The sequence below is a fragment of the Parashewanella hymeniacidonis genome (assembly GCF_016900895.1).
Taxonomy (GTDB): Bacteria; Pseudomonadota; Gammaproteobacteria; order Enterobacterales; family Shewanellaceae; genus Parashewanella; species Parashewanella hymeniacidonis.
Map to the genome: position 1 here is coordinate 24726 of NZ_JAFEUN010000037.1, position 13043 is coordinate 37768.

At 42.4% G+C, this 13043-nt stretch carries 14 protein-coding genes and 1 pseudogene; 14 read left to right on the forward strand and 1 reads right to left on the reverse strand.

All coding sequences use genetic code 11. The features are described 5' to 3' along the window. Positions 1 to 8 precede the first annotated feature (8 nt). The 14 genes from fliF to flhB all read left to right on the forward strand — a co-directional run bounded on the left by fliF (position 9) and on the right by flhB (position 12524). On the forward strand, positions 9 to 1724 hold the full coding sequence (gene fliF, locus JQC92_RS09300) for a flagellar basal-body MS-ring/collar protein FliF (RefSeq protein ID WP_338049504.1): 1716 nt from the start codon (positions 9 to 11) through the stop codon (positions 1722 to 1724). Beyond that, on the forward strand, positions 1717 to 2763 hold the full coding sequence (gene fliG / locus JQC92_RS09305) for a flagellar motor switch protein FliG (protein ID WP_204999394.1): 1047 nt from the start codon (positions 1717 to 1719) through the stop codon (positions 2761 to 2763). Before fliF ends, fliG begins: the two co-directional genes overlap by 8 nt. A 30-nt stretch (positions 2764 to 2793) precedes the next feature. Next, positions 2794 to 3639, forward strand: a complete 846-nt coding sequence (locus JQC92_RS09310; RefSeq protein ID WP_204999395.1) for a flagellar assembly protein FliH — start codon at positions 2794 to 2796, stop codon at positions 3637 to 3639. Then, positions 3614 to 4945, forward strand: a complete 1332-nt coding sequence (gene fliI / locus JQC92_RS09315) for a flagellar protein export ATPase FliI (RefSeq protein WP_204999396.1) — start codon at positions 3614 to 3616, stop codon at positions 4943 to 4945. The genes JQC92_RS09310 and fliI overlap by 26 nt, the downstream gene beginning before the upstream one ends. Before the next feature lie 8 nt (positions 4946 to 4953). Continuing rightward, positions 4954 to 5406 carry a flagellar export protein FliJ gene (fliJ, locus tag JQC92_RS09320; RefSeq protein WP_204999397.1) on the forward strand — a complete coding sequence of 151 codons (453 nt, stop codon included), beginning with the start codon at positions 4954 to 4956 and terminating at the stop codon, positions 5404 to 5406. 101 nt (positions 5407 to 5507) lie between these two features. Further along, entirely contained in the window at positions 5508 to 6905 is a 1398-nt protein-coding gene (locus JQC92_RS23045) for a flagellar hook-length control protein FliK (protein WP_204999398.1), read from the forward strand. A gap of 48 nt (positions 6906 to 6953) precedes the next feature. Next, positions 6954 to 7487: a flagellar basal body-associated protein FliL gene (gene fliL, locus JQC92_RS09330; protein ID WP_204999399.1), complete on the forward strand. Its 534-nt coding sequence runs from the start codon at positions 6954 to 6956 to the stop codon at positions 7485 to 7487. Positions 7488 to 7523: 36 nt separating this feature from the next. Next, the gene (fliM, locus tag JQC92_RS09335) at positions 7524 to 8564 is read left to right on the forward strand and encodes a flagellar motor switch protein FliM (RefSeq protein ID WP_204999400.1); all 1041 of its coding nucleotides are present in this window, start codon (positions 7524 to 7526) and stop codon (positions 8562 to 8564) included. Then, positions 8561 to 8932, forward strand: coding sequence for a flagellar motor switch protein FliN (gene fliN / locus JQC92_RS09340; RefSeq protein WP_129946626.1), 372 nt, complete (start codon positions 8561 to 8563; stop codon positions 8930 to 8932). The genes fliM and fliN overlap by 4 nt, the downstream gene beginning before the upstream one ends. A gap of 189 nt (positions 8933 to 9121) precedes the next feature. Beyond that, positions 9122 to 9538 carry a flagellar biosynthetic protein FliO gene (gene fliO, locus JQC92_RS09345; protein WP_338049505.1) on the forward strand — a complete coding sequence of 139 codons (417 nt, stop codon included), beginning with the start codon at positions 9122 to 9124 and terminating at the stop codon, positions 9536 to 9538. Further along, the gene (fliP, locus tag JQC92_RS09350) at positions 9525 to 10271 is read left to right on the forward strand and encodes a flagellar type III secretion system pore protein FliP (RefSeq protein ID WP_204999401.1); all 747 of its coding nucleotides are present in this window, start codon (positions 9525 to 9527) and stop codon (positions 10269 to 10271) included. Before fliO ends, fliP begins: the two co-directional genes overlap by 14 nt. Positions 10272 to 10284: 13 nt before the next feature. Next, positions 10285 to 10554 carry a flagellar biosynthesis protein FliQ gene (gene fliQ, locus JQC92_RS09355; RefSeq protein WP_129946624.1) on the forward strand — a complete coding sequence of 90 codons (270 nt, stop codon included), beginning with the start codon at positions 10285 to 10287 and terminating at the stop codon, positions 10552 to 10554. 4 nt (positions 10555 to 10558) lie between these two features. Then, entirely contained in the window at positions 10559 to 11371 is an 813-nt protein-coding gene (fliR, locus tag JQC92_RS09360; RefSeq protein WP_204999402.1) for a flagellar biosynthetic protein FliR, read from the forward strand. A 22-nt stretch (positions 11372 to 11393) separates the two neighbouring features. Further along, complete coding sequence (gene flhB, locus JQC92_RS09365; RefSeq protein WP_204999403.1) at positions 11394 to 12524, forward strand: flagellar biosynthesis protein FlhB; 1131 nt, start codon at positions 11394 to 11396, stop codon at positions 12522 to 12524. A gap of 338 nt (positions 12525 to 12862) precedes the next feature. Here flhB and JQC92_RS22580 read toward each other — a convergent pair. Beyond that, positions 12863 to 13043: pseudogene (locus JQC92_RS22580) on the reverse strand (IS6 family transposase); the annotation flags it as partial.

A 13043-nucleotide genomic window follows, 5' to 3' on the forward strand; every position in this document is an offset into this window, starting at 1 on the left:
TAGTTATTGTGAGCACAGAAATCGCCATTAGCGGAAATGCCGCTTCCGACCCTAGTTCATCGTCAGAGGGTGTTCAACAAGAGCATAAGTCGGGAGTGTTAGGCAATTTAAACAGCAGCAATACTCTTAGACAAATTGCAATGATCCTTGCGTTGGCAATTTGTTTAGTTATGGCAGTTGTTGTGATCTTAGTTGCATCAGAAGCTGAGTACCGTCCATTAGCTAAAATGGACACTCAAGATATGATTCAAGTGCTCGACGTACTCGATAAAAACAAAATTGACCGCCAAATTGATGGCAATGTTATTCTTGTTCCTGAAGATAAGTATCAAGAAGTTAAATTACTATTGGGTCGTGCTGGTATTGAAGCAACGTCCTCTAAAAGTGAAGACTTCTTAAATAAAGACAGTGGTTTTGGTGTTAGTCAGCGTATGGAGCAAGCTCGTCTTAAGCACAGCCAAGAGCAAAACCTTGCGCGCGCCATTGAAGAATTAAAAAGTGTAACCCGAGCTAAAGTTATTTTAGCCATACCGAAAGAAAACGTATTTGCTCGTCGTAAGTCGAAACCGAGTGCGACGGTAGTGATTACCACTCGTCGCAGTGGATTGACACAAGAAGAAATTGACTCAATTGTTGATATTGTCGCATCAGCAGTTCAAGGCTTAGAACCATCTCGAGTTACAGTCACAGATTCTGCGGGACGTCTATTGAATTCAGGCAGCCAAGATGGTGTGTCTGCACGAGCGCGCCGTGAACTTGAGTTGGTTCAAAGCAAAGAAGACGAATACCGTAATAAAATTCAATCTATCCTTATTCCTATTCTGGGTCCTGAAAACTTTACATCACAAGTTGATGTGGGCATGGACTTTACTGCCACAGAGCAAACGACTAAGCGCTTTAACCCTGATCAAAACGCTGTTCGAAGCGAACAAACACTGGAAACAAACTCTAGCGGGAACGCGATTGCAGGTATTCCTGGTGCATTAACGAATCAGCCACCTATGGCTGCAGAAATTCCTGAAGATGCAACCGATGCAACAGGACAACAATCTGAAGCAAGTGGTTCATCACATCGAGAAGCGACGCGTAATTTTGAGCTTAATACGACTATCAGTCATACTCGTCAGCAAATTGGCGTAGTCAAGCGTATCAGTGTATCCGTTGCAGTGAACTACAAAAATGGTGCGGTTGGTGAAAACGGTCAAGTAACCAAAGAGCCTCGCACAGAAGCAGATTTGAATAACATTCGTCGCTTACTTGAGGGTGCTGTCGGTTTTAGTCAAGCTCGTGGCGATACGCTTGAAGTTGTGAGTGTGCCATTTATGAACCAAGAGTTTGATGTCGCACCCGCACCAGAAATGTGGGAACAACCTTGGTTCATGCGTGCGATTAAAATGGGGTTAGGTGCATTAGTGGTGATTATTTTAATCTTCACTGTAATTCGCCCAATGTTTAATAAGATGGTGCAGCCGGATGCGGCAAATAAAGACGATGGTAGCACGGGCAACGAACTCGCTGAAATTGAAGATCAATATGCCGCCGATACACTCGGCATGCTGAATAATTCAGATTCGGAGTACAGTTACGCCGATGATGGGTCAATTTTAATACCAGACCTTCATAAAGATGATGATATGATCAAAGCGATACGAGCGCTTGTGGCTAATGAGCCTGAGCTTTCTACTCAAGTAATTAAGAGTTGGTTGCAAGAAGAACATGCCTGAAGTAACGAATAGCCCATCGACCGAGGTTGCAAAGTCGAACACGAGTGGTTTGACTGGAATGGAAAAAGCCGCCATTTTATTGCTGAGTTTGAGCGAAGCTGATGCGGCATCGATTCTTAAACATCTAGAACCTAAACAAGTTCAAAAGTTGGGTATGGCCATGGCATCTACCCAAGATTTTGGCCAAGAAAAGGTCATTGGTGTTCATAAACTGTTTTTAGATGAGATTCAGCAGTTCTCAGCGATTGGTTTTAACAGTGAAGATTTTGTTCGTAAAGCTCTTACAGCCGCTTTAGGTGAAGATAAAGCAGGTAACGTAATTGAGCAAATTATCATGGGCAGCGGGGCGAAGGGTCTCGATTCTTTAAAGTGGATGGACGCAAGGCAAGTTGCGACGATCATTCAGAATGAGCATCCACAGATTCAAACTATTGTTCTTTCTTATTTAGAGCCAGACCAAGCCGCAGAAATTTTTGGTCAGTTCCCAGAAAATACTCGTCTAGACTTGATGATGCGTATTGCTAATCTCGAAGAGGTTCAGCCTGCAGCATTACAAGAATTGAATGACATCATGGAGAAACAGTTTGCAGGTCAAGGTGGTGCGCAAGCTGCGAAAATGGGCGGCTTGAAAGCGGCAGCCAACATCATGAACTACCTAGATACGTCAATTGAAAGCCACCTTATGGAAACCATGCGCGAATCTGATGAGGAGATGGCACAACAAATTCAAGATCTTATGTTCGTATTTGAGAACCTTATTGATGTGGATGATCGTGGTATTCAAGCTCTGTTGCGTGAAGTACAGCAAGACGTTCTGATGAGAGCGCTTAAAGGTACAGATGATGCGCTTAAAGATAAGATTCTTAATAACATGTCTAAACGTGCTGCGGAATTGCTTGCAGACGATCTTGAAGCAATGGGACCAATTCGTGTTAGTGAAGTTGAATTAGCACAAAAAGAAATTCTTGGTATTGCACGTCGCTTAAGCGAAAGTGGTGAATTAATGCTTGGCGGCGGTGGCGGCGACGAGTTTTTATAAGTTGAAGTCAAAGGATATTGAGTAGTACGCATGACAGAAGAGAATGATTTTCAGCATTGGCAATTACCAGATGTAACCGAAGAAGCTGGTGATGATATTACCTTATTTGAGCGCCAGCCTTATTCTCAAACAGAAGTCGAAGAACAAGAGTCTGTAGTACCGTTAACTATGGCTGAGCTTGAAGCAATGCAAACCCAAGCCGAAGAAGAAGCGCGTGAAGCCGGACGAGAAGCAGGTTATCAAGAAGGTCTAGAAAAAGGTCGTCTAGATGGGCTTGAGCAAGGTCACGAAGAAGGCTTTAATCAAGGGAAACAACAGGGCGTAGAGGAAGGTTTAATCGAAGCAAAAAGCTTACTTGAGCGTCTAGAGCAATTAGTTAAGCATATAGAAAACCCCATTGCGACCGTTGATTCCCAAGTAGAAATGAGTTTACTGAACCTTACGACCAACTTAGCCAAAGCGGTTATTGGTAGTGAAGTTAAAACCCACCCAGAGCACATTTTAAGTGTCATGCGTCAAGGTATTGATGCATTACCCATCAAAAAGCAAGAAGTCACGATTCGTCTCAACCCTGCCGATGCTGAGCTTGTTGAAACCGCATACAGCGTAGCTCAATTAGATAAACACAAATGGGAAATTGAATCTGACCCTACTCTTGAACAAGGTGACTGTATTTTAGGTAGCTTGAAGTCTGAAGTTGATATGAGGCTTTCTGTGCGAACTCAAACCGTTTTAAACTCTTTAACCGAACAACAAACTCAACTTCAAAAACAGCTGCAACAGTCATTAGCAGACGAAATCGCTAAAGCTGAGAAAGCCAATTCAGTATCCGATACTGCGGAGCCAAGTGATGAGCAATCAAAACCTACTGAATAAACTTGAGCAGTACAATCAGAAAACTACACCGTTTAGAGCTGTTGCTAGCGGGCAATTAGTCCGTGTTGTCGGTTTAACACTTGAAGCAAGTGGTTGCCGAGCACCTGTTGGCAGTTTGTGTTCAATTGAAACGATTGAAGGCGAATTGATTGCCGAAGTAGTGGGGTTTGATGACGAACTACTTTACTTAATGCCCGTTGAAGAATTACGTGGTGTTCTGCCTGGTGCCAGAGTTGTGCCACTGGGTCAAAAGTCAGGTCTTAACGTGGGTCTTTCATTACTTGGACGTGTGTTAGATGGGAATGGTCAACCCATCGATGGGCTTGGCAGTATTCAAAATGCAGAGCAAACGAGCACTCACGCAGATGCGATTAATCCGTTAAATCGTCGGCCAATTTCTGAGCCCCTTGATGTTGGTGTTCGTGCGATTAATGCCATGCTGACCGTGGGTACAGGTCAACGTATGGGACTGATGGCAGGCTCTGGTGTAGGTAAAAGTGTATTGTTAGGCATGATGACACGCGGTACCACCGCCGATGTTATTGTTGTTGGCCTTGTGGGTGAACGTGGCCGAGAAGTTAAAGAGTTTATTGAAGAAATTTTAGGTGAAGAAGGCAGAGCACGTTCAGTTGTTGTGGCTGCACCTGCTGATACATCACCTTTAATGCGATTAAGAGCCTGTGAAACCTCAACCCGTATTGCAGAATACTTCAGAGATTTAGGTTACAGCGTATTATTGCTGATGGATAGTTTAACGCGCTATGCTCAAGCTCAACGTGAAATTGCACTTGCGGTTGGTGAGCCTCCTGCGACTAAAGGTTATCCGCCGTCAGTATTTGCAAAATTGCCAAAGCTGGTTGAGCGTGCAGGTAATGGCAATGGTACTCAAGGTTCAATTACAGCATTTTATACAGTCTTAACAGAAGGCGATGATCAACAAGATCCTATTGCTGATGCCTCAAGGGCTATTCTTGATGGTCATATTGTGTTGTCTCGAACGTTAGCTGATTCAGGGCACTATCCTGCCATTGATATTGAAGCCAGTATCAGTCGTGTCGCCCCTATGGTGATCAGTGCTGAGCACCTAGAGTGCATGCGTAAAGTGAAACAAATGTATTCACATTTTCAGCAGAATAAAGATTTGATTTCAATTGGAGCATACAATCAAGGTAGTGATCCTGTTCTTGATAATGCAATCAGGTTACAACCAGTAATGAATTCATTTTTGAGGCAAGGTATGCGAGATGCCCTTCGCTTTGAGGATTGCGCAAAGATGCTCACTCAAATTGCTGCACAAATTAAGTAGGTTAAACCTTGATCGCCAAAGATCCGCTTTTCACAGTATTAAAGCTTGCCACAGAAGCCGAAGAACAAGCCTCGCTGCAGTTTCGTAGTGCAACAATGGACGTGCAAAAAGCTCAATCTCAACTTGATGCCCTTAATCAATATCGTTTAGATTATATGACTCAAATGAAAGCTAAGGTTGGCACTAATCTTACTTCATCTCAATACCAGCAGTTTCATAAGTTTATCGCTCAAATTGATCAAGCTGTGTCGCAGCAAGTTCTGGCGGTAAAAGAAACAGAGAAGATAAAAGAGCACCGTCAGAAAAACTGGCTTGAAAAGCAACAAAAACGTAAAGCGGTTGAATCACTCTTAGACAAGAAAGCTTTAAAACGTCAACAAGCTGAAGCAAAATCAGAGCAAAAGTTATTTGATGAGTTTGCTGTGCAGCAGTACTTTAGAAATAAACAACTTCAGAAATAAATATCTTATCTATAAAATTCATATTTGGCATAACCTTTGCTGATATATCTCTGTACAAGTGCAAATTGGATTTATTGACACTTGCAATGGAGGAAGTCGTAGTGCCACAAATACATTCAACAACTCAAATGAGTGCTGATTCATCAGCGTTGAACTCAAGTCAGCAACAACCAGAAGGCATTGATGCACTGTTTGCGAGTATTCTTGCAATTGAAAAAACGTCTGAAAGCTCTGATGGTGAAGCGAATGTTGATGTGTCAAAACAGTTTCATGATCAATTAGAAGTCTTGGTTGAAGCGCCTCTTGAGGAAACATCTTTCACTTCCCCTGAAGAATTGCTTCAGCAAATTGGTCATTCTGTCAGCTTTAATACTGAGCTGAACAAAAATCCAGAACAGAATTTACAAGTCGGTGGCGAACTTTTGCCGCAAACTGGACAAAATATAGCCGCAGATACTTTAGTTAGTGACGCAGATATTTTAGTTGATGAATCTACCGTTGCGTCTGAATTGGAATCGATTACTGATATAGAGGTTTCTTTGGTTAGTGGTACTACTGCTGTTGGGATTACTTCAGTGAACACTGCCAGTGCTACTGCAACTAACACCGAAGCTTCCCTGAATACCATTAATCCAACGCTTCAGTCGACAGCAAAACCTAATGCTACTCTAAATACAGAAGGTGCTTCAGCTGATGATATAGCTGTTGCGATCGGCGTCGACGATGTGACTGAATCTGTTGAAGCAGAAATAGATAAAGACACTAAAAAACCGGCTATTACTCCTGAAGTATTAGTGGCAAAAAATGACGCTAAGCGGACTTTAACAGAACAGAAAAATATTGAGTCACAATCAATAAAGCTCGGGCAGCCTTCGTCTGAAGAAATACAGGTTGATAGCATTCAAGATATTGCTGACAGTATTGATAGCGTAGAAAAATCAACAACAAAGTCATCACCGCTTAATTTCGGTCAAAGTAATACTCTTTTTGCTGGTAACGAACGACTTGATGCCAAAACGGATGTACCACGCTTGAATGTTTCACTCAAGCAGGGGGCTGAACCACAAGCTCAGATGCAAGATATGATTCAGCGCTTTGCGCCGGTGATGAAGCAGCAAGTGATGGCGATGGTAAATAATGGAATGGGGCAAGCTGAAATCCGCCTAGACCCACCAGAACTTGGGCATATGATGGTTCGGATCCAAGTACAAAATGATCAAACACAAGTGCAATTCCAAGTTGCGAATCCAGCCGCCAGAGAATTGCTTGAGCAAGCCACCCCGAGACTGAGAGATATGCTTGCAGAGCAAGGTATGAATCTAGCCGATAGTGAAGTGTCATACCACAACGGTGGAAATAATGAGCGTGGTAATCAAGGTGATGATGGTGAAGCTGGTTCTAGCCGTAATGCTTATGCTGACTCGGCAATTGAAGCAGAAGAAGTTTCATTGATTAATATCGCAGCAGATCAATCTTCAGGTATAGATTATTACGCATAAACCTTTAAGCTATGCGGAAAAAGCGCCTAAAAGTAAAATGGAGAAATTATGGCTGAGGAAGAAACACTATCACTAGAAGAGCAAGCACCTAAAGGGAAAAATAAGCTTGTTATTATCATTGCAGCAGTGGTGTTACTACTCGCAATTGCTGGTGGGGCGTTTTTCATGCTTTCTGGCGATGATAGTGCTGATACTGAAATGGCGAATGATGCAAATACTCCTGCTGCACAAATGTCGGACAGCAATGAGGCAATGAGCAGTGGACAAGCACAATACGTTGCTCTGCCAAGACCATTTCTGTTTAATCTACCAGGTACTAAGCGTTCAGTACTCGTGCAAATCAAAGTGCAATTGATGGTTAGAGGTTCAGATAATGAAGTCGCTGTTCAGAAACACATTCCATTGATTGAGTCAGAACTGCTATCAACATTTAGTAGCTCTAATGTTCAGAAATTAAGTACCCAAGCGGGTAAAGATGAATTACGCCAGCAGGCTTTAGTGAATGTGCAAAATGTTTTGACGCCAATTATTGGCCGCAAAGGCGTAGAGAAAGTGTTGTTCGTTGGATTTGTAATGCAGTAATCGTTCTGCAAACATCACGGAAATAAGGCAGTTATTGTGAGTGATTTATTAAGCCAAGACGAAATTGATGCGTTGCTCCATGGAGTAGATGACGTTGAAGAAGATGATGCAGGTTTCGGTGATGAATCTGCGCAGTCTTATGACTTTTCTTCTCAAGATCGAATTGTACGTGGTCGTATGCCGACGCTGGAAATCGTTAACGAACGATTTGCACGTCATTTGCGAATAAGCATGTTTAATATGATGCGACGCACTGCCGAAGTATCAATTAATGGCGTACAAATGCTCAAATTTGGTGAGTACATTCACAGTTTATTTGTACCGACCAGCTTGAATATGGTACGCCTCAGCCCATTAAAAGGTACAGCGCTTATCACGATGGAAGCCCGATTGGTTTTCATTCTGGTAGACAATTTTTTTGGGGGCGATGGTCGCTTTCACGCCAAGATTGAAGGCCGTGAATTTACGCCAACTGAGCGTCGAATTATCCAGTTATTGCTTAAAATTATTTTTGAAGATTACACTGAAGCATGGGCACCAGTGATGGATGTCGAATTTGATTATCTTGACTCTGAAGTTAACCCTGCGATGGCAAATATTGTAAGCCCGACAGAAGTCGTTGTAATTAGCTCCTTCCATATTGAAGTCGATGGTGGCGGTGGTGATTTTCATATTGCTATGCCGTATTCAATGATAGAGCCAATTCGTGAACTCTTAGATGCAGGTGTACAAAGTGATAAGCAAGATACCGATATGCGTTGGTCTCAAGCTCTAAGAGATGAAATCATGGATGTTGACGTTGGCTTTAATGCAACGATTGCTGAAGAAGAGATTACTCTGCGTGAAGTGATGAAGTTGCAAGAAGGGGATGTTATCCCTGTCGAACTGCCTGAGCATGTATTGATGAAAGTTGAAGAATTGCCGACGTTCCGCTGTAAGCTTGGAAAGTCGAGAGAGAACCTCGCACTTAAAGTAAGTGAAAAAATTCCACGGCCAGAAACCGTGAAGTCTGAGTTGCAGTTAGTAACTTTGAGACGAAAATCGAATGAAGTTGCTGAAGTAAAGGATGAAGTATGAGTACAGAAGATGATTGGGCAAGCGCCATGGCCGAACAAACCATTGAAGAAGTCAGTGCTGCTGAATTAACAGAGCTGAGTGATGAATCAGGTAGCGTTGGGGCTGATAAGGAAAACCTAGATGCCATTCTGGATATTCCTGTCACCATCTCAATGGAAGTTGGACGTAGTCACATCAGCATCAGAAACTTATTACAATTAAACCAAGGTTCGGTTGTTGAACTTGATCGAATAGCGGGTGAACCGCTTGACGTAATGGTCAATGGTACCTTGATTGCTCATGGCGAAGTCGTCGTAGTAAACGATAAGTTTGGTATTCGACTTACTGATGTCATTAGTCAAACAGAACGAATCAAAAAACTGAAATAGTAAAGCTCATCTTGCTTTGTTGTCACTCCTGTTAAGGCAGGAGTCCAGCATATTAGTTCTTTTGCTGAGACATCACTGGATGCCCGCCGCAGCGGGCACGACAAATCATCAATCTTTTCTCAGCCAATCGACCTAATTTCTGCTAAAGTAGAGCAAGGAAGAAATTAACAATTAATAAGGGAGAACACAGTGAGTTTTCTCATTACTGCTCTAGCTGCAACCGCTACAACTCTCACAGATAAAAGTGTACCTGCCGTTACAGATGCTGCTCCAAGTACTTTAGGAAGTTTTACTAGCATGATTGGAGGGCTTGTTGTCGTTCTTGCTCTTATTTTTGTGCTCGCCTATGTCGTTAGGCGCTTTAATTTGGCTCCGTCTACTAATAACATTTTAAAAACTGTTGCCGTAGCTCCGTTAGGACAAAAGGAAAAAGTAGTCTTAATGGAAGTCAACGGCAAACAATACTTGCTAGGTGTGACGCCTCAACAAGTTAACCTTATTGAAAAAATTGAAGACCCTATTGAAGTAAAAGCGGAATCTTTTGCCAGTAAATTAAGACAAGCAAAAGCGAGCAGTAAAATGGGAAGTAAAGATGCGTCTGCTTAAATTTTTTGTTTATTCATTATTGCTGATATCCCCCGTTGCTTTTGCGGAACAAGGTATTTTACCCGCTGTAACCGTATCGACGGGTGCAGATGGTTCGACTCAGTACTCAGTGACCATGCAAATCGTGATGTTGATGACGGCATTAAGCTTTTTGCCAGCAATGGTCATTATGCTGACGTCATTTACCCGTGTTATCGTCGTCTTATCTATTTTGCGACAAGCCATCGGTTTGCAGCAAACGCCATCGAATCAGGTGTTGATTGGTATCAGTATGTTTTTGACGTTTTTTATCATGTCACCTGTTTTCAACAAAATCTATGATCAAGCAGTTAAGCCTTATATGGATGAGCAAATGACCATCGAGCAGGCTTATGATGTGGGTAAAAAACCGTTAATGGAGTTTATGCTGTCACAGACTCGAACTACGGATTTACAGACGTTTGTTGAAATCTCTGGGTATAAAGATATTAAGTCTCCAGAAGAAGCGCCAATGCAAGTGCTGATCCCAGCGTTTATCACTAGCGAGTTGAAAACAGCATTCCAAATTGGTTTTATGTTATTTGTGCCGTTTTTGGTTTTAGATTTAGTGGTTGCGAGTATTTTGATGGCAATGGGTATGATGATGCTCTCGCCGATGATCGTATCGCTGCCTTTTAAGATCATGTTATTTGTATTAGTTGATGGTTGGGGGCTTGTCATGGGAACTCTAGCCAACAGCTTTGGATTATCCTGACGGGAGTCGAAGTATGAGCCCAGAAGCACTCGTCGACATTTTTCGTGAAGCTTTATCGGTTATTGTGTTGTTGGTTTCAGTGATCATTCTTCCAGGTCTAGCTGTGGGTTTGGTGGTCGCAGTGTTCCAAGCCGCAACCTCGATTAACGAACAAACGTTGAGTTTCTTACCGCGTCTGTTAATGACATTATTTGCGTTAATGATATTAGGTCATTGGTTAATTCAGACCATGATGGAATTCTTTTTCGAAATGGTTAATCGCATTCCACAGGTTATAGGCTAGCTTCATGCACCTGCTGATGAGTACCATTGAGCAAGGAATCGCAGGTTATCTCTGGCCGCTATTTCGTATTGCCAGCATGTTAATGGTGATGGCGATTTTTGGTGCAGGAACCACTCCTGCGCGAATTCGATTGATGGCTGCTGTAACGATAACTGTCGCCGTGTCGCCGATGTTGCCTAAAATGCCTGAGGTAGAACTTTTTTCTCTTCAGTCTTTTTTTATAACAGCCCAGCAAGTGATGATTGGAACCGCAATGGGGTTTGTTAGCCAGATGCTGCTACAAACCTTTGTGTTGACGGGGCAAATTATCGGTATGCAAACCTCGCTTGGTTTTGCATCGATGGTTGATCCTGGTTCTGGGCAACAAGTACCTGCTGTAGGTAACTTCTTTCTAATTCTATCGACCTTTATTTTCTTATCTGTCGATGGCCATTTAATGATGATTAAAATGCTGATTGCCAGTTTTGATACGTTACCTGTATCTGAAACTGGAATTAACATTGCGAGTTATCGGGCCGCTGCAGACTGGGGTGCCTATATGTTTGGTGCCGCACTAACGATGTCAATTTCAGCCATTTTAGCTTTATTGCTCATTAACCTTTCATTCGGTGTAATGACGCGAGCCGCACCACAATTAAACATTTTCTCAATTGGTTTCCCGATCACCATGTTGAGTGGTCTGTTAATCCTATGGTTAACACTTTCTCCAATCATGGCCCACTTTGATGAAGTTTGGAAAGCAGCACAGGTGTTAATGTGCAATATGCTTGAACTTCAATGTACTGTTAACCCTAATCTTGTGCCAGTAACAAGATAATCAGCGAAAGTGGAGTACTTAAATGGCTGAGAGTGACGGACAAGAACGAAGTGAAGCCCCCACCAGTAGGCGCTTGCAACAGGCGCGGGATAAAGGACAGGTTGCACGCTCTAAAGAGTTAGGTACATCAGCTGTTTTGCTTTCAGCGGCAATAGCTCTTGCCATGTTAGGCCCAAGTTTAGCGCAAAGCTTAGTGCGTTTAATGACTGAAATTTTCACCATAGAAAGAGCAGATATTTACGATACTAGCTCGATGCTGAAAGTGTTCGGTATTGTTGGAAAAGAGCTTGCATTGCCAGTTTTAGGAATTGTTGTAATTGTGGCTATTGTTGCTTTTCTCGGTAATATCGTTATTGGCGGCATGTCGTTTTCGTCTAAAGCCATTATGCCGAAAGGCAATAAAATGAATCCGTTAAATGGTTTTAAACGGATGTTTGGTGTTCAAGCCGTGGTTGAGCTAACCAAAGGCATTGCTAAGTTTTCGGTTGTTGCTATTTCAGCTTTCTTACTACTTAAATTTTACTTTAATGACATATTAGGTCTGTCAACTTCGCACTTACCTAATAATGTTTATGAAGGATTAGATCTTTTAGTTTGGATGTTCATCCTACTTTGTAGTGCAACGCTTTTGATTGTGGCCATTGATATTCCTTATCAAATTTGGAATCACAACAAGCAGCTTAAAATGACAAAGCAAGAGGTCAAAGATGAATATAAAGATACCGAAGGTAAGCCTGAAGTTAAAGGTCGTATTCGTCAGCTGCAACGTGAAATCGCACAACGTCAAATGATGGCAGAAGTACCCAACGCTGATGTTATCGTAGTGAACCCTGAGCATTATGCGGTTGCTGTAAAATATGACGTCTCCAAATCCGCCGCTCCTTATGTTGTTGCAAAAGGCGTTGAACAAGTTGCATTTAAGATCCGAGAAATCGCCCGTGAGCATGAAATTGCAATTGTTTCAGCACCACCACTTGCTCGCGCAATTTACTATACAACTAAAATAGATCAACAAATACCCGATGGTTTGTTTACTGCCATTGCACAAGTACTTGCTTACGTTTTTCAATTACGTCAATTCCAAAAAGGGCAAGGGCGTAAACCCACTCCTATTCCAGCAGAACAACCAATTCCTGATGAATTGAAGCATTGATTTTAGATGTCTGATTATTTGTAGCCCGTTTATGGACATAAACGTGTTTCGGTTTCGGTTCGTAATCAAAAGATTGCATTAGAAAAAGTATCTCTGAAATCAAATTTCTGAAAGCCACGACTAGCCCTAAAAAACAACTTAGGGCTTACATCAGATGCGCACAACGGGGTTCTGTCGCATCTTCGAAATTAAACACAGGAACACTGATTTTTAAACACAATTAGGCTGCCAGTGAGTAAAACTGCTCCCAAACCGATTGACCCTGTCCCCCCCTTCATCTGGCCTTTTCTTATCATTTGCCAGAGCTCAACTCCAGCGATGGTGGCTTTAGCTCCCTCTATTGATTTGTAGTCCAGTGCCGTTCGCATTTGCCACTTCACCGCTCGATGACTCTGATCAACAATATTGTTGAGATACTTGACCTGCAACACCTCAATCAAACACCCAGCCATTTGTAATAACAATAATTGCCAGTTGAGTGTTTCTAATGCCGCCGCATTACTGCCGCTTTTATCTATA